The organism is Mesorhizobium wenxiniae (genome assembly GCF_002284535.1).
In the GTDB taxonomy this organism is placed as follows: Bacteria; Pseudomonadota; Alphaproteobacteria; order Rhizobiales; family Rhizobiaceae; genus Mesorhizobium; species Mesorhizobium wenxiniae.
Genome location: NZ_NPKH01000020.1, coordinates 220556 through 237623 on the forward strand (window position 1 = coordinate 220556; position 17068 = coordinate 237623).

The 17068-nt window shown below is 63.0% G+C and carries 16 protein-coding genes; 7 read left to right on the plus strand and 9 right to left on the minus strand.

Annotated features, from left to right (window positions below; genetic code table 11):
• Position 1: 1 nt before the first annotated feature.
• On the minus strand, positions 2-1381 hold the full coding sequence (locus CIT31_RS11345) for a serine hydrolase domain-containing protein (RefSeq protein WP_095518670.1): 1380 nt from the start codon (positions 1379-1381) through the stop codon (positions 2-4).
• A gap of 309 nt (positions 1382-1690) precedes the next feature.
• Between CIT31_RS11345 and CIT31_RS11350 the strand changes: the two genes are divergently transcribed.
• Both CIT31_RS11350 and CIT31_RS11355 read left to right on the plus strand, forming a co-directional pair.
• The gene (locus CIT31_RS11350) at positions 1691-2482 is read left to right on the plus strand and encodes a glycoside hydrolase family 25 protein (protein WP_095518671.1); all 792 of its coding nucleotides are present in this window, start codon (positions 1691-1693) and stop codon (positions 2480-2482) included.
• Positions 2483-2562: 80 nt separating this feature from the next.
• The gene (locus CIT31_RS11355) at positions 2563-3741 is read left to right on the plus strand and encodes a lytic murein transglycosylase (RefSeq protein WP_095519327.1); all 1179 of its coding nucleotides are present in this window, start codon (positions 2563-2565) and stop codon (positions 3739-3741) included.
• 6 nt (positions 3742-3747) lie between these two features.
• Here CIT31_RS11355 and CIT31_RS11360 read toward each other — a convergent pair whose 3' ends face one another.
• A complete protein-coding gene (locus CIT31_RS11360) occupies positions 3748-4641 on the minus strand; it encodes a LysR family transcriptional regulator (RefSeq protein ID WP_095518672.1) in 894 nt (297 codons plus the stop codon).
• A 131-nt stretch (positions 4642-4772) separates the two neighbouring features.
• On the opposite strand from CIT31_RS11360, the gene CIT31_RS11365 reads away from it, so the two are divergent.
• A complete protein-coding gene (locus CIT31_RS11365) occupies positions 4773-5504 on the plus strand; it encodes an SDR family oxidoreductase (RefSeq protein WP_095518673.1) in 732 nt (243 codons plus the stop codon).
• Positions 5505-5514: 10 nt separating this feature from the next.
• Here CIT31_RS11365 and CIT31_RS11370 read toward each other — a convergent pair whose 3' ends face one another.
• A complete protein-coding gene (locus CIT31_RS11370) occupies positions 5515-6735 on the minus strand; it encodes an alanine racemase (protein WP_029351502.1) in 1221 nt (406 codons plus the stop codon).
• Between the two features lie 216 nt (positions 6736-6951).
• Here CIT31_RS11370 and CIT31_RS11375 point away from each other — a divergent pair, with 216 nt between their 5' ends.
• A complete protein-coding gene (locus tag CIT31_RS11375; RefSeq protein WP_029351504.1) occupies positions 6952-7854 on the plus strand; it encodes a DMT family transporter in 903 nt (300 codons plus the stop codon).
• 487 nt (positions 7855-8341) lie between these two features.
• Here CIT31_RS11375 and metF read toward each other — a convergent pair whose 3' ends face one another.
• Positions 8342-9259 (minus strand): methylenetetrahydrofolate reductase [NAD(P)H], encoded by a 918-nt coding sequence (gene metF / locus CIT31_RS11380; protein WP_029351506.1) that lies wholly within the window; start codon positions 9257-9259, stop codon positions 8342-8344.
• A complete protein-coding gene (locus CIT31_RS11385; protein WP_095518674.1) occupies positions 9259-10281 on the minus strand; it encodes an ArsR/SmtB family transcription factor in 1023 nt (340 codons plus the stop codon). The genes metF and CIT31_RS11385 overlap by 1 nt, the downstream gene beginning before the upstream one ends.
• A gap of 142 nt (positions 10282-10423) precedes the next feature.
• Between CIT31_RS11385 and tsaA the strand changes: the two genes are divergently transcribed.
• From tsaA to CIT31_RS11400, 3 genes are all read left to right on the plus strand, one after another.
• A complete protein-coding gene (gene tsaA / locus CIT31_RS11390; RefSeq protein ID WP_165778412.1) occupies positions 10424-10945 on the plus strand; it encodes a tRNA (N6-threonylcarbamoyladenosine(37)-N6)-methyltransferase TrmO in 522 nt (173 codons plus the stop codon).
• Positions 10942-11253, plus strand: a complete 312-nt coding sequence (locus CIT31_RS11395) for a DUF2293 domain-containing protein (RefSeq protein WP_095518675.1) — start codon at positions 10942-10944, stop codon at positions 11251-11253. Before tsaA ends, CIT31_RS11395 begins: the two co-directional genes overlap by 4 nt.
• 102 nt (positions 11254-11355) lie before the next feature.
• Positions 11356-12315: a D-amino acid aminotransferase gene (locus CIT31_RS11400; protein WP_095518676.1), complete on the plus strand. Its 960-nt coding sequence runs from the start codon at positions 11356-11358 to the stop codon at positions 12313-12315.
• A gap of 11 nt (positions 12316-12326) precedes the next feature.
• Here the strand turns inward: CIT31_RS11400 and CIT31_RS11405 are convergent, their stop codons facing one another.
• The 4 genes from CIT31_RS11405 to ettA all read right to left on the minus strand — a co-directional run bounded on the left by CIT31_RS11405 (position 12327) and on the right by ettA (position 16889).
• Positions 12327-12944, minus strand: coding sequence for an MOSC domain-containing protein (locus tag CIT31_RS11405; RefSeq protein WP_095518677.1), 618 nt, complete (start codon positions 12942-12944; stop codon positions 12327-12329).
• A 145-nt stretch (positions 12945-13089) separates the two neighbouring features.
• Entirely contained in the window at positions 13090-14211 is a 1122-nt protein-coding gene (locus CIT31_RS11410) for a beta-ketoacyl-ACP synthase III (RefSeq protein ID WP_095518678.1), read from the minus strand.
• A gap of 209 nt (positions 14212-14420) precedes the next feature.
• Positions 14421-15191, minus strand: a complete 771-nt coding sequence (gene tam / locus CIT31_RS11415; RefSeq protein ID WP_095518679.1) for a trans-aconitate 2-methyltransferase — start codon at positions 15189-15191, stop codon at positions 14421-14423.
• A 48-nt stretch (positions 15192-15239) separates the two neighbouring features.
• Positions 15240-16889, minus strand: a complete 1650-nt coding sequence (ettA, locus tag CIT31_RS11420) for an energy-dependent translational throttle protein EttA (protein WP_095518680.1) — start codon at positions 16887-16889, stop codon at positions 15240-15242.
• Positions 16890-17068: the final 179 nt, after the last annotated feature.

The window sequence follows — 17068 nt, forward strand, 5'->3', positions numbered from 1 at the left end:
GCTAATGCAGCGCCTTCACCAGCGCTGCCACCATGATCTGTGGCCGATAGCCGAACGTGGCCGGCGTCAGGCCGAGCCGTACCACCACCATCTGCTCCGAGGGAATGATGGCGACCGTCTGTCCGTCATGGCCTTCCATCCAGTAGGTATCCCTTGGCAGGCCCGCAGCGATGCCGGCGCCTGGGCTCTGCTCGTCGCCCGGCCCCTCGATCCACAACTGGCCCCTGCCGTAGACTTTCGAGGCCGGTGCGGCTTCCCGCATCCAGGCGACGAAGCCGCCGGGCAGGATCTGCTGGCCGTTCCATACACCATCCTGCAGCAGGAACTGGCCGAAGCGCGCCCAGTCGCGCGCGGTGGCGTAGAGATAGGACGAGCCGACGAAAGTGCCGTACTCGTCGGCCTCCAGCACCGCGCTCTGCATGCCCAGCGGGTCGAACAGCGCAACCCTCGGCCACGCCAGCGCCTTGTTCTTGTCGCCGATCGCATCCTGCCAGAGCCGCGACAGCATCACTGCCGTGCCGCTCGAACAGGAAAACATTTTGCCTACCTCGCCGGTCAGCGACTTGGATCCGGCAAAGCCCGCCATATCAGGCTCGAGGTAGAGCATCCGCGTCACGTCGGTGACGTCGCCATAATCCTCGTTGAACTCCAGCCCGCTCGACATCGCCATCATGTCGGCGAGACTGATGGCGGCGCGGCCGTCCGCTTTCCAGGGTCCGAACAGGCCCTGGTTCGTCATCACCATCTTACCGTCCTTCATCACCGTGCCGACGATCGCGGCATTTACCGTCTTGGTCATCGACCAGCCAAGCAGCGGCGTCTTTTCGGCAAAGCCGTCGCCATAACGCTCGGCGATGATGCGGCCGTTCTTGACTACTACCACAGCCCGCATACCGGCGCCGGTCATTGCAGGGTCGTCGAGGATTTTCGCGATTTCGGGGTTCTGCGAGGCATCGACCCTGTCGCCCTCCGGCCAGAGTGCATCGAGCGGCGGCGCCGGTGTCAGCGCCGGCCCGGCGACTGCTTTGGCCGTGGCGATGTCGCCATCCGGAACCGAAGCACAGCCGAGCCCGTCACGAACGACCGCGACGCTTTTGCCGAACACGCCGAACAGCCCGGCCGAGACGGTGCCCTGCTCCTTGTCGACGGAGACCCTCATCAGCCCCAGCAGCGGATGGCCCGGCGCCTGCACGTCGACGGCGAGCACCTGGTCGGCATCGCGTCCGGCGATAAAGACATTCGAGCAGACGATCTTGGCCGTATAACCCGAGCCGACGCGGATCAGTTCCGGCGGCGCGATGTAAAGCCAGGCGGCGAGTGCTGCGACCGCCAGCACGGCCAGCCCGAGCAGCCATTTCACCAGCCTCAGAACAATCTGCATTTTTCCGACTCGCCCCGGACGCTCATTTATGCCATCGATTTGCCGCCATTGCTTCGGCAAAAACGCGGTTCCTGTCGAGCGCCGTCAACGGAATATCAACCATGATCGGCGATCACTGATGGGTGTCGCCCAAAGTGCGCAGCGGTTTTGGGATAAGGACACGCATAAAAAACGAAGGCTAAAGCGCGTCGAAGCGCGCGCTTTAATATGGGAGCGGTCCTGTGGGGCGATCGCTTGGGGGTACGGTCGAGGGGCCCACCTGCAGCAACAACCCATCAGCGGCCGGCTGAAACCGGTTCAGGAGTAGCGATGCGCCGTTTCGCGGCTTTCATCATGCTGACGCTGCTGGGCGCCTGCTCGACCGTCGACGATCTTGCGCCGTCGCTGCCGAGCTCCCCGACCGTTACGGTGCGCGCACCCCGTTTTGACGACTCCGACCCCCATAAGTGGGAAAGCGGGGCGCCGTGGAGCTATGCCGTTCACGGCACCGACGTCTCGAAATACCAGACCTCGGTCGATTGGCCGGCGGCCAGGGCCAGCGGCATTTCCTTCGTTTTCATCAAGGCGACGGAAGGCGGCGATCGCTTCGACGAGTATTTCAACGAGCATTGGAGCCGCACGAAAGCCTCAGGAATCCCCCGCGCGGCCTATCATTTCTACTATTTTTGCACGCCGGCCGCCACGCAAGCGCGGTGGTTCATCAAGAACGTGCCCAAAGACCGTTCGGCGATGCCGCCGGTTCTCGACATGGAATGGAACCCGCAATCGCCGACCTGCAAGCTGCGGCCCGACGCGGCCACGGTGCGCAGCGAGATGAGCACATTCCTCGAAATCGTCGAAAAACACTATGGCAAGAAGCCGATCATCTACACCTCGATCGATTTCTTCGACGACAACGGCCTATCGGCCTTCCGTGGCTATCCCTACTGGCTGCGTTCGGTGGCCGGCCACCCGCGCAAGAGATACGGCAGTCACCCGTTCACCTTCTGGCAGTACACCGGAACCGGTATTGTGCCGGGCATCCCCGGCAAGGCCGATATCAACGTGTTCAACGGCACGGAAGCCGCCTGGAACAAGTGGCTGCGGCAGAACACCCGTTGACAGCGGGCCTGCCGCCTGCTTTTCGACACAGCCAAATGGAGGATGCTTGCAACCGCTGGTGATCTTCTTGGGGGATGGCGATGCGATTGCGCTTGGAAATTCTCGCGGCGCTGCTTCTGGCCGCTACGGCGGCGCCGGCGGTGGCACAGCAATGCGGCGGCGATTTCGAGGCATGGAAGCAGGGTGTAGCGGCGGAGGCCAGGAACGCCGGGGTCGGCACTGCCGGCCTTGAGGCGCTGGAAAAGGCCACCGCCGACAAAAAGGTGCTGGCGCGCGACCGCGCCCAGGGCGTCTTTACCCAGACCTTCATCGAGTTCTCGAACCGGATGATTTCGGCTTACCGGCTGAAGCAGGGCGCCGCCAATCTGAAAAAATACGCCGACGTCTTTGCCCGCGCCGACCAGGAATTCGGCGTCCAGCCGCCGATCATCGCCGCCTTCTGGGCGCTGGAAACCGATTTCGGCGCCGTGCAGGGCGATTTCCACACGCTGAACGCACTGGTCACGCTCTCGCATGACTGCCGCCGCCCGCAACTCTTTCGCCCGCAGATCACGCCGCTGCTGACCCTCATCGATCGCGGCGTCGTACCGGCCGATGTCACCGGCGCCTGGGCGGGGGAAATCGGCCAGACACAGATGCTGCCGTCCGACTATCTCGGCCGCGGCGTCGACGGCGACGGCGACGGCCTGGTCGACCTGCGCAGCAGCGCGCCGGATGTGATCATGACCACGGCCAACAAGATCATGTCGCGCGGCTGGAAACGCGACCAGCCCTGGATCGAGGAAGTCCGCGTGCCCGAGGACATGCCATGGGACCAGACCGGCCGCACCAACAAGCTGCCGCTGACGCAGTGGGCTCAGTGGGGTGTCACCAACCCCAACGGCACGCCGCTTGTCGACAACGGCCTAAAGGCAGGCCTCGCGCTGCCCATGGGCCGCAAGGGGCCGGCCTTCCTCGTCTACGACAATTTCGATGTCTACCTCGAGTGGAACCAGTCCTTCACCTATGCGCTGACCGCGGCAAATCTCGCCGCGCGGCTGGCGGGTGCGCCGCAATTCGATCCGCGCAATCCCGAACCCGGCCTCAACGGCGATCAGATGAGGGCATTGCAGACAAAGCTCGAGGCCAAAGGCTATGACGTGGGAACGGTCGACGGCATCCTGGGCACCAATACCCGCGAGGCGATCCGCAAGGAGCAGAAGCGGCTAGGCTTGCCGGTCGACGGCTGGCCGACACCGGAGCTTCTGGCGAAGCTTTAAAGCGGGTCATCGCCTGGCAAGCAGGAAATCGATGAAGGCGCGCAAGGCCGGTGGAACCTGCCGAGAGCTCGTATGATATAGGTAAAAGCCCGGAAATCGGGGTGACCAGGCTTCGAGAAAACGGATGAGCTTGCCGGCTTCGATCCACGGCCGAACTTGGTAATCCAGCATGTAAGCCACGCCGACCCCATCCAGGGCCGCCCTGATCATCAGTTCCGTGTCGTTGACCGTCAAACCGCCGTTGACGGCTATTTCCAAAGCGCGTCGGCCTCGCGCGAACTCCCATCGATAGATGTTGCCGCCACCGGGCCACTGGAAATTGATGCAGCGGTGCTGATGCAGCTCTTGCGGATGACGAGGTATGGTCCGGTTCTCGAGATAGGCTGGAGCGGCCACCGCGGCCATTTGCAAATCCTCGCTCAGCTTCACCGCCACCATATCCTTCTCCAGCCGCTCGCCGAGCCGGATTCCGGCATCGAACCGCCCCTCGACAATGTCGGTCAGCATATCGTCGATGATGACGGTCAGCGCGATATCGGGATAGGCGCGCTGAAAATCGCCGAGGATGGGAGCAATGAAACGCATGGCAGCGGTGCGTGGAATGTTGATGCGCAGCGAGCCTGCCGGCCGATCGCGTGATGCATGAGCGTCGGCGACAGCGCCTTCGAGTTCGCTGAATGCCGGAGCGAGGCGGGCAAACAGCGTTTCGCCTGCCGCGGTCGGCGACGCGCTGCGGGTCGTGCGGTTGAGCAGCCGGACACCGACACGCTCTTCGAGCCCGCGGATCGTCTGGCTGAGCGCCGGCGGCGAGATCCTGAGCCTGGCCGCGGCGCGGACAAAGCTGCCCTCCTCGACGATCGCTGCAAACGCCTTGAGCTCGGAAAACTCGGTTCCTCGCATTATGTACCTTCAGCTTAACGAGTTACTTAGATAATAGCCCATTATTTGATCAATAGCATGCTCCTAGCTTTCGACAGATGGAACCGTCGCTCTATTGAAGCGGCCGCAGCACCAGTCGAAAGGAATGCTTCATGTCTCAGTCGCTTAAAGGCAAAACCGCGCTCGTGACGGGCAGTTCGCGCGGCATCGGCCGCGCCATCGCCGAGGGGCTAGCTGCAAACGGGGCGACCGTCGTCGTCAACTATGTCGGTAACGAGAAAGCCGCCCAGGAGGCCGTTGCCGCCGTCCGCGAGAGTGGCGGAAAAGCTCTTGCCATTCAGGCCGATATCTCCAGCGTTTCCGACATCCGCCGGCTGTTCGATGAGACCGAAAAGCAGATGGGGGCAATTGACATCGTTGTCGCCAATGTCGGCGTCGCCGTCATAAAGCCGCTGGTCGAGGCCACCGAAGCCGACTTCGACCACGTCTTCGGCGCCAACGCCAGAGGCACCTTCTTCACGCTTCAGGAAGCGGCGCGCCGCGTGCGCGACGGTGGCCGCATCATCGCCGTCTCCACCGGTGGAACCAAGATGTTCTTCACGCAGACGGCCCTTTATCTCGGCAGCAAAGGAGCCGTCGAGCAGTTCGTCCGCGTCCTCTCGCGCGAACTCGGGCCGCGCCGCGTCACCGTGAATGCGCTATCGCCAGGCTTTACCGACACCGACCTGCTGCCCGAGCGAGATCGCGCGATCGCCGCCGGCATGTCGCCTTTCGGCAGGATCGGAGCGCCGCGCGACGTTGCCGAGGTCGCGGTTTTCCTCGCCTCCGACCAAGCCCGCTGGCTGACCGGCGAGAACATTCAGGCCGGCGGCGGAGTGGCCTGACCTACATGGCCTAATCCGCCATCGTCTCCAGGCTGGCAAACCCCTGCGGCGCGTCCCCTTCGTCGAACGGCGTCGTCACTTCGACGAAGGTGTCGGGATAGAAGCCATTGAAGCGTGTCCTCAGCGACAGCGAATAGGCGCCGATATGGCCGATCTCGATCCAGTCACCGGTATCGACCGTTTCCGGCAGCCAGAACGGCCGCGACAGGATATCGACGGAATCGCAGGTCGCGCCGCAGACCTTGAACGGCACAATGGTCTTCTCCTCGCCATTGCGCGAACGGATCGCCGGGTCTGGGATGAAGCGCGCCGGCAGTGTGATCTTGCCGGTCCATGAATCCGACAGCGACGCCCAGATGCCGTCATTGATGTAGAGCCGCTTGCCCTTGCGCAGCAGCACGCGCACGATCAGCGACAGGCAGCGCGCCACGATCACCCGGCCCGGCTCCGCCACCAGCGGCATCTGGTCGAACTGATATTCGTTCAGGTCGCCCGACAGCCGCGACATGATCTGGCCGAGCGACGGCATCTCGATCAGCTTGCGGTTGGGATCATGGCCATATTCGGCGGGAAAACCGCCGCCGACATCGAGCCCGGCAATGTCGAAGCTGACGCGGTTGCGCACCCAGTCGGCCGAGGCCAGCGCCCGCTCATAGGTGTCGGGATCCTCGATCTGGCTGCCGACATGGAAGCACAGCCCGACCTTGTAGCCCGTCCGGTTCAGCCGTTCGGCCAGCTCGACCGCATTGGCCGGTCCGGCGCCGAATTTCTTCGACAGTTCGTAGGCGGCCGATCCTTTCGTCTGGATGCGCACGAACACAGTGATCGCACCCGGATCGATATCGAGCGCCCGCACCACGCGGGTCAGCTTGGTGATCTCGTCCTCATGGTCGAGCGAGATGACCCGGATGCCATATTTCTCCAGCGCCAGCTTGATATCCGACTGTGCCTTGACCGGATGCATGTAGAGCATCTCGGCGTCGGGCGAGACCGCGCGCACGGCGGCGAATTCGCCGGGCGAGGCCACGTCGAAAGTGCCGACGCCGGCCTCAACCAGCGCCTTCAGCACGATCTGCTCGCCGTTGGTCTTGACCGCATAGGCGGTCTTGCCGGGAAACATGCCCATGAACTGCGCGGCGTCCGCCTTCAGCACCTGCGGGCGAAAGCAATAAATCGGATCGTCCGGGCGAAGCGCCAGCGCCGCTTCGCGCGCATTTTCGAATCGCTGCATGGACGAATCCCTTGACCTAGACCGCGCACAATTAATCCAACCTATGCGGGAATGAAAACAATTCTGTGTCTCGCGGCCCGAACGCCGCGGCGCTACGCCAGATGATGGGAATGCTAGCCCACCGTTCTGGTTTCGGGTGGCCCTTGCCGTCGAACAGGATATGACCTGAACAGACGCCTGATTGGCTTGATTCAGAGCCATCTGGGAGGACGATCCATGGCAATGCGCGGACCTATGGCCCTGAAAGACTGGGCACAACTTCTGCTGTTAGGTGCGATCTGGGGTGGCTCGTTCTTCTTTGCCCGCATTGCGGTTGCCGAGATTCCCCCGCTGGTGCTGGTGCTGTTTCGCGTCGCCATCGCGGCGCTGGCGCTGCATCTCTATCTCGGCCAGCGCGGTCCGTCGTTCCGCCTCGCCTTGCCGCATGCCGGTCTGTTCTTCCTGCTGGCGCTCGTCAACAACGTCATTCCCTTCTCGCTGATCTTCGCCGGCCAGACCGAACTTGGCGCCGGTGTCGCCTCGGTGCTCAATTCGACGACGCCGTTCTGGACGTTAATCCTCGCCAACGCGCTGACATCAGACGAAAAACTCTCCTGGAACAAGCTTGCCGGGATCGCGCTCGGCATCGTCGGCACGGCGGTGATGATCGGTCCCGGCCTGCTTGCCGGGCTGGGCGGACCGGTCTGGGCGAAATTCGCGCTGGTCGGTGCGTCGCTGTCCTATGCGGTCGCCCTGATGATTGCCCGCCGCTTCAAGGGCGTGCCTTCATCGGTCATCGCCACGGGACAATTGACCGCCTCGACCATTATCATGATCCCGATCGTGCTGCTTAGCCACGGCACTGCCAACCTGTTTTCGGCCTCGCCGCCGGTGTGGGCAGCGGTGTTGGCGCTGGCCCTGCTGTCCACCGCCTTCGCCTACATCCTTTATTTCAACCTCGTCGCCTCGGCCGGCGCCACCAACGCCTCGCTGGTCACGCTGATCGTGCCGGCCAGTGCCATCCTGCTCGGCTTTCTGTTCCTGGGCGAACGGCTCGAATTTTTCGAGCTCGGCGGCATGGCACTAATCGCGCTCGGCCTCGTCACCATCGACGGCCGCCTGTTCGGCCGCTGGCGCTAGAGCTTCGCATCCAATTGGACGCGCAAACCACGCTCTAACTCGTTGAATCCTCGCATCGACCCGAAAATCGATTCCGATTTTCGGCGGCGGTAGCGCTGCCATAACCCATCGCTGCCCCAGCTTCGTCACATTTTATGCACAGGTCCGAAGCGGGATTTTGCCTAAGAGTTTCAATGCCTAACGGCAAAGAGCCGGTCGTAAATTCCACAATGTCGTCGCATTGCAACATATTTTCCGCTTGCCTGTGGCACAAATGACCCTAGACTCTGGCCATAGCTCTTTAAGAGGAGGCTATGACGTGGGACTCACGAGGCCAATCAACGCATTGATGATCTGTGCTGCGTTTGCATTCATCGGAGCCCTCATTATGGGCTTTCTTCCGTAGACCCGCCAAAGCAACGGAAGATCAGCACCGAATAGTCCAAGTCATTGAAAAGGCCGGGTTTTTACCCGGCCTTTTTTGCATTTCCAAAGACTCGATCGAGACTTACGCCGCAGCAGACCCCGCAGCTTCAGCCTCATGCGAGCGGATGCCGATCATGTGGCAGACGGCGAAGACCAGATCGGCCCGGTTCATCGTGTAGAAATGGAAATCACCGACGCCGCGCTCGACAAGGTCCAGCACCTGCTCGGCCGCCACCGCGGACGCCACCAGCGCATGCGTCTGCGGGTCCGTCTGCAGCCCGTCGAAGCGCTCGGCCAGCCATGCCGGCACCAGCGCGCCGCAGCGCGACGAGAAATTGGCGACCTGGGTGAAATTGTGGACCGGCAATATGCCCGGCACGATCGGGATGTAGATGCCGGCCCGCCGTGCCCGCTCGACATAGCGCTCGTAGAGGTCATTGTCGAAGAAGAACTGGGTGATCGCCCGCGTCGCGCCATTGTCGACCTTGCGCTTCAGCATGTCGATGTCGGTGGCGAAATCCGGGCTCTCCGGATGCTTTTCCGGATAGGCGGAGACCGAGATGTCGAAATCGCCGACACTCTTCAGCGCCCCCACCAGTTCGGCGCCATTGGCATAGCCGTCCGGATGCGGACGGTAGGCGGCGCCGACGCCCTCGGCCGGGTCGCCGCGCAAGGCGACGAAGCGGGTGACACCCATCTCGGCGAATTCCTGAATGACCTCATCGACCTCGTGACGCGCCGCATCGACGCACGTCATGTGCGCCGCCGGCGTCAGCGCCGTTTCGTTGAGGATGCGCTTGACCGTGCGTGCCGTGCGCTCGCGGGTCGAGCCGCCGGCGCCATAGGTGACGGAGACGAATTTCGGCTTGAGCGGCTGCAGCCGGGTAACTGTGTCCCACAGCCGTGCTTCCATTTCATCGCTCTTCGGTGGGAAGAACTCGAACGAAACCCGGATCTTGTCACCAATGTCAGGGCGGCGGGAAAAGCGGAACTGGTTCATTAGGCGGTTTCCCCTATCGGATAGGCATTGGCCGGTTGTGCGTGGTTGGAAGGATCGGCGATCAGCATGCGCTGGTCACGGCCGAGCCATAGTTTTACGGTGAGCCTGGCCTCGTTGCCGCCGCGCGGCTCGAATTCCTGGCTGTCCGCGAGGTCGAGCCCGGCATCGGAAAACCACTCGGTGATCTGCCGGTCGGAAAAGCCGAGCCGCACATGCGCGTGCGCGTCGCGCAGGAATTCCAGCGCGTGCGGAGCGAAATCAACGATCACCAGCCGGCCTGCCGGGCGCAGCAGCCTTGCTGCCTCGCGGATGGCGCGGGCGGGATCGTCGAGATAGTGCAGCACCTGGTGGATTGTAACGAGATCGAAGGCATCGCGCTCGACCGGCGGCGCAAAAATGTCGCCCTGGCGCACCTGCGCATTCGAAATGCCGGCCTTGTCGAGATTGGCGCGCGCCACCGTCAGCATCTCGCGCGACATGTCGATGCCGATGCCGCGCCGGTAGAGCGGCGAAAAGATCTCGAGCAGCCGCCCGGTTCCGGTGCCGAGATCCAGCATCGACTGGAACGGCCGCTTGCCGACGAGCTTGAGCAGCGCCGCCTCCACGGCGCGGTCCGGCACATGCAGCGAGCGGATATGGTCCCAGCTTGCGGCGTTTAGGGAGAAATATTCGGCGGCGCGATCCTGCCGCTTGCGCTTGACCGCCGCCAACCGCTCGAGGTCACGCTCGACCTGCGGATCGGCAGCCCGGATGCCGGAGACCAGCCTGAGCACGAAACCCCGCGCCGCATCCGAATCCGACAGCCGGAAGAAGGCCCATGAGCCCTCCTGGTAACGGCCGATCAGTCCCGCCTCCAGCAAAAGCTTCAGGTGGCGCGAGACGCGCGGCTGCGACTGGCCGAGGATTTCGGTGAGATCGGAAACGGTCAGGTCACCGCGCGACAGCAACGCCAGGATGCGCAACCGGCTAGATTCGGCCGCCGCCTTCAATGTATCTACCATGGTGTCGAGTGCGACATGCATGCGAGCATTCTCTTTGAAAAGATATAAACATATGTTTATGTCGATTTTGATAGGCTTGCAAGCGCTATGTCGCTTTCGGACAAGAATATGACGCATGCGCGGTGGATCGCGCAAAGCCAGAAGCATGATCGGGGCGGAAACCATGTTCGAGACTCGCAGCGGCGAAAAGCTTCTGGAAAACGATCCGGCAGATATGCCGCCGGACGGCCATGTCGTCTTCATCGGTCGCATCGCCTCGCTCTGGACCGCGCGGGAAACTTGCCCCAAGAACATGAGATCCGCGCGGGAAACGGGACAGCCGGCGGTTCTCACGATCGACCAGCCCTATCGTAACGGCCTGCTCGGCCTGGAGCGCGCCAGCCACATCATCATCCTGTCCTGGCTGCACCATGCGCCGCGGACCCTGATTGTCCAGAACCCCCGCCATGCGGCTGAACCGAAAGGCGTTTTTTCGCTGCGCTCCCCTGCCCGGCCGAACCCTGTCGGGTTGCATATCGCCAAGCTCGTCGCCCTCGACATCGACACGGGCCGTATCGATATCGATGCGATCGACGTGCTCGACGGCACGCCGGTCATCGACATCAAGCCTTATTTCGCGTCGACCGATGCCTTTGCGGACGCCACCATTGCCGGGCGGGACGAGCCCGGACAGGACGGGAGATGAGCGCGCCGACCGGCCGTCGCCGCGCCATCGCCAAGGCGCTGACGGCGCTATTACCGCTGGCGCCCTATGCTGACATGGAAAAGATCCGCGCCGACGCCGGCGCGGTGCATATGAAGAGCCTGCCGCCGACGATCGCCGTGTGGCTGGCGACGACAGCTCATATCCGTCATGTGCACACCGACTACGAAAAACTGCTGGCCGAAGGCTATGACCGCGACTCCGCGCGCTTCTTCGTCATGGAACAGACCAACGTCGTCCTGACCCGCTGGCGCGCCACCCGTCTGCTCGAGGATGACGATGAGGACTAACAACTTCTCTCGATGGCCCAGCGGCAAGCCCAGCCTGTGTCTTGTACTCTGCGGCTCTATCCCGCCATCTGATCGGCGAAAAACGATCTGACGGAGGACGTGATGAGCAAGCCGGCCGATCGGCACACTAAACCACTGCCCTCGCTCTCCGCCCGTCACATAGACCCGCATTCCTATCCGGAAGGCGTTGCCTTCCTGGACGGGCAATATCTGCCGATGTCGCAAGCCAAGATCTCGGTGCTGGATTGGGGCTTCCTGCATTCCGACGCTACCTACGACACGGTGCATGTCTGGGACGGCCGCTTCTTCCGCCTCGACCTGCATCTCGATCGCTTCTTCGGCGGGCTGGAAAAGCTGCGTATGACGATCCCGTTCGACCGCGAAGGCGTCGCCGAAATCCTCCACAATTGCGTGTCGCTGTCGGGTCATCGCGCCGCTTATGTCGAGATGCTGTGCACGCGCGGCGCCTCGCCGACCTTCAGCCGCGACCCGCGCGACGCGGTCAACCGCTTCATGGCTTTCGCCGTTCCCTTCGGCTCGGTCGCCAATGCCGAACAATTGCAGCGCGGCCTGCATGTGGCGATCAGCGACAAGGTGCGCATCCCACCGGCTTCGATCGACCCGGCGATCAAGAACTATCACTGGCTCGACCTGGTGCGAGGCCTCTACGACGCCTATGAGCGCGGCGCCGAGACCGCGCTGGTCCTCGATTTCAACGGCAATGTCGCGGAAGGCCCCGGCTTCAACGTCTTTTGCGTGGATGACGGTAAACTGTCGACCCCGGCTGTCGGCGTGCTGCCCGGCATCACCCGCCGCACCGTCTTCGATCTCTGCGCGGAGGCCGGGCTTGCCGTCACAGCAGCCGATGTCAGCGTCGCTGCCCTGCGTCAGGCCGACGAGGTCTTCATCACCTCGACTGCCGGCGGCATCATGCCGGTGACGATGATCGACGGTATTCCGGTCGCGGACGGTAAGGTCGGCGCGATTACCAGGCGCCTCACGGCGATCTATTGGCAAAAGCACGAAGACCCGGCCTGGTCCAGCTTGGTGCGCTATCCCTGACCCGAGCGTGGCTACGCGCGGTAAATCCACTGCTCGGGCACACGCACCGAAATCTCCTCGCCGGTCGTGATGCGGCCTGGTCTTTCGACCCAGGCGACGAGGCCGCGCAACCGCTTTGCCGCCTTCGGGAACAGCAAAGCGCCGCCCTCGTGGTCGGCCATTCCGGCATTTTCGGCGACCGATCGCCCGGCGATGCGGCAAGGCCCGTTCTGCGCGTCGACCTTGATGGTGACGCCGCCCTTGAAGAACAGCAGTGTGCCGGACGGCAGCATGGAGAGATGGGGCAGGCCTTCGATCAAGAGATTGGCGCCGATCCACTCCGGCTTGATATCGGCGATGCCCATCCGCTGGGCGACGATCGCCAGCTCGTCCGCCGCCACGATCGACAGCTGCCGCTCGTTGCGCATCTCGGTGCCGCGTGGATACCAGGGCTCGCGCCCGCCCGAGCGCCGCGTCGCGCCAGCGTGGAAATCGCCGTCGATGCCGTTGAAGCCGAGCCGCAATTCATCCACCGCGCGTGTCTCGAAATGATCTGATGGCGCGACGTAAAGCGCGGCAACCTGCGCGGCAAGCTTCCGCGCCGGGATGATTTCGACCGGGTTCTCGGTCTCGGGGAAGAGATGTAGCATAGGCTTCGCTCCGTGCGTGACGCCAGGCAATTAGCCGCAGTGAGCTCACCAGGTCCAGACTAAAGCACTGATGCTCCAATCAAGCAGACTGATGCGATTACAAACCGGCGCCCGCTAATGCTGGTGCCGTTCGCGCCAAGACAAATCAGAGCATGCGCAATAGCGCCCCGCCAATCGAATAGCCGGCGCCGAAGGCGCAGAGCAGGCCATAGTCGCCGGCCTTCATGTCGGCGTGGTTCTCCGACAGGGCGACGATCGCGCCTGCGCCTGCGGTATTGCCGAGGCGCTCCAGCACCATCGGCGCACGGTCATGGCCGACCTCGTGGCCGAACGACAGCTTCAGGATCATTGCGTTCATCCGGGCATTGGCCTGATGCAGCCAGAAGCGCCGGATCGCCTGCGGCGTCAGCCCGTGCTCGGCCAGGAACTCGACGATGAACTTGTGCCCGGCGACGGTGACTTCCTTGAACACCTTGTTGCCGACCTGCTTGATCAGATTGCCTTCCAGATTGATCATATATGGATCGTCCTGGGAGGTGCGCGTGTAATAGCCGAGATTGGTGCGAATGTTGTTGGACATCTGCGTCCAGGTCCGCGTGTCGAGCACCTCAAAGCGTCCCGGCCGCTTGTCGCCCTGGGCAAGCCCCTCGACGATCATCGAGACAGAAGCATCGCCGAAGATGAAATGCGTCTGCCGGTCGCGGAAATTGAGATGGCCGGTGATGATCTCGGGCGTCGTGACCAGCACGCGCCTGTGTGCGCCGGCCCGTACCAGATTGACCGCAATGTGCAATGCCGCCGCCGCCGATGAGCAGCCCAGGCCCATATCGAAACCAGCGCCCTTCGTGCCCATCGCCTGCTGCATCTCGATGGCGATCGCCGGATAGGGCCGCTGGTGATGCGAGGCCGAGCAGATCACCAGGTCGATATCCCCAGGCTCCAGGCCGGCATGGTCGAGCGCTTTCCTGGCGGACGCGATGCCGAACTCGGCCTCCAGCGACAGCGCATCGTCCGGCCGCGCCGGAATGCGCGGCGCCATGCGGGTCGGGTCGAGAATGCCTTCGCGCTCGATCACATGGCGGGTCTGCACGCCCGAAGCATGGACGATGAAGGCACTGTCCGACTTCTGCAGCAGTGTCTCGCCCGAAGCTTCGCGGCGGACATTCTCCATGTCGACCCAGGCATTGAAGCTGTCGACCAGTTCTTCATTGGTGATTGAAGGCTCGGGGATTTCAACGCCGATGCCGCTGATGATGACGCGATGCATTTTTGGTTCGTCCCCATGCGCAGCGTTGCGGCTTGATGTGGGCGCCGCCAGGATTGGGCGCAACTGTTTTTCCTACCTGGTGGGCGTTTACGCCGGCTTAAATCAAGTGCCTGAGACAAAAAGACCACGACCTTGCGTGGCTGAAATGCGCATGGTGGTGAAACCGGGTCAAGCGCCGCCAGGCACTGCCTCTCGGTGTGGTTCCGTTTCTAAGCGGATCGCCGCGCAACGATGAACAGGCGCGGGAAACGCAGCAGCACCTTGCCGTTCGCCGTGTTCGGATAGGCCTCGGCTATCCTGGCTATGTAGCGCGTGAGAAAAAGCCGGCGCTCGGCCTCGTCGAGCGGATCGAGGAACGGCTTCAGCCCGGTCGACTTCAGCCACTCGACGATTTCTTCGGCACCGGCCAGCGGATGATTGTAGGCGGTGTGCCAGATGTCGAGCCGGTCAGAGCACGGCGACAAAAGATCGTAGTAGAACGACACCGGCGGCAGCGGCCCGCGCGCAGCACCCGCGAGCTTTTCGGCAAACGGCATTTCGGCCGCCGTCTCCCGCATCAGCCGGTGCGAGGGCTCGCTCATATTGTCGGGCATCTGCACGGCAAGCGCGCCGCCCGGCGCCAAAAAACCCATCAGCCGCTGGAAGATCGCCGGATGCTCCGGCAGCCACTGGAACACTGCGTTGGCGAAGATCACGTCGACAGGCTCCGCCGGCTGCCACGCCGCCGCATCGGCCAACTCGAAGGTTACATCAGGCAAGCGTGCCCTCGCCTTGTCGATCATGTCAGGCGAGGTGTCGAAACCGCTGACCTGCGCGCTCGGCCAGCGCTCGACCAGCAATTCGGTGGAATTGCCCGGCCCGCAGCCGATGTCGACCACCCGGCGCGGTGCCTCCACCGGCACCCGCGCGACGAGATCGCGCGACGGCCGCGTGCGCTCGTCCTCGAATTTGAGATATTGGGCGGCGGACCAGTCGGCCATTTCAGCTCCTCAGATCACTTGAGAATTCGCCGCCCTAAAATAAGAACCCTATCGCGTCAGCCGCTTGTACGTCATGCGGTGCGGGTTGACGGCGTCAGGGCCGAGCCGTCGGATCTTGTCCTGCTCGTAATCCTCGAAATTGCCCTCGAACCATTCGACATGGCTGTCGCCCTCGAAGGCAAGGATATGCGTCGCCAACCGGTCGAGGAACATGCGGTCGTGCGAGATGATGACGGCGCAGCCGGCGAAGTTTTCCAGCGCGTCTTCGAGTGCCGCCAGCGTTTCCGTATCGAGATCGTTGGTCGGTTCGTCGAGCAGCAGCACATTGCCACCGGTCTTCAGCATCTTGGCCAGGTGCACACGGTTGCGCTGGCCGCCGGACAAATTGCCGACCTTCTGCTGCTGATCGCCGCCACGGAAATTGAACGACGCGCAATAGGCGCGGGTGTTGGCCTCGAACTTGCCAAGCTTGACCACCTCGGCGCCGCCCGAGATTTCTTCCCACACGGTCTTGGTTGGGTCGAGTGCGTCGCGGCTCTGATCGACGTAACCGAGCTTGACCGTCTCGCCGACGCGGATCGTGCCGGCATCCGGCTTTTCCTGGCCGGTGATCATGCGAAACAGCGTCGTCTTGCCGGCGCCGTTCGGGCCGATGACGCCGACGATACCGCCGGGCGGCAGCTTGAATTCGAGATCATCGATCAACAGCGTGTCGCCAAAGCCCTTCGACAGGCCCTCGACCTCGATCACCACATTGCCGAGCCGCTCGCCATGCGGAATGACAATCTGCGAGTCGGTCGGGCGCCGCTTGTCGGCCGCATCCAGCAGATCCTGGAACGCCTGGATGCGCGCTTTCGACTTGGTCTGCCGGGCTTTTGGGCTGGACTGGATCCACTCGCGCTCGCGGCCGATCGCCCGCTGGCGCGCGTCGTCCTCGCGGCCTTCCTGCTTGAGCCGCTTGGCTTTGGCTTCGAGATATTTGGTGTAGTTGCCCTCATAGGGAATACCACGGCCGCGATCGAGCTCCAGGATCCAGCCGGTGACATTGTCGAGGAAGTAGCGATCGTGGGTGATGATCATCACCGCGCCCGGATAGGCGCGCAGATGCTTTTCCAGCCAGGCCGTCGTCTCGGCGTCGAGATGGTTGGTCGGCTCGTCGAGCAGCAAGAGGTCGGGCTCGCGCAGCAGGAGCTGGCATAGCGCGACGCGCCGGCGCTCGCCGCCCGACAGCTTGGTGACGTCGGCTTCCTTGGGCGGGCAGCCCAGCGCTTCCATCGCCATTTCGACCTGCTGTTCGAGATCCCACAGGTTCAGCCGGTCCATCTCGTCCTGGAGCTTGGCCGACTCGTCGGCCGTCTCGTCGGAATAGTTCATCATCAATTCGTTGTAGCGCTCGATGATCGCGGTCTTGGCGGCGACGCCTTCCATGACGTTCTCGAACACAGTCTTGCTCGGATCGAGTGCCGGCTCTTGCGCCAGGTAGCCGACAGTGGCGCCTTCGGCCAGCCACGCCTCGCCGCTCCACTCCTTGTCGATGCCGGCCATGATCTTGAGGATGGTCGACTTGCCCGCGCCGTTCGGCCCGAGGATGCCGATCTTCGCGTCCGGGTAGAAGGAGAGGTGGATGTTCTCGAGCACCTTCTTGGTGCCATAGGCCTTGTTGAGGCCGGCCATGTGATAGATGAACTGGCGTGCCACGCGCGCTTTCCCTGAAAAGTCGACTGTAATGTCGGATTGAATGGAAGTTGGGCGCTATGTAGGCGATGCCGCGCCGAACGGCAAACTGTTTTGGCGCCTCATGCCTGCATTCGGGCCGAAGACGCTCATTGAACTGGCGCCGCTTTCGGTTCGCTGGACAATCCGGCGAAATCTGCGGT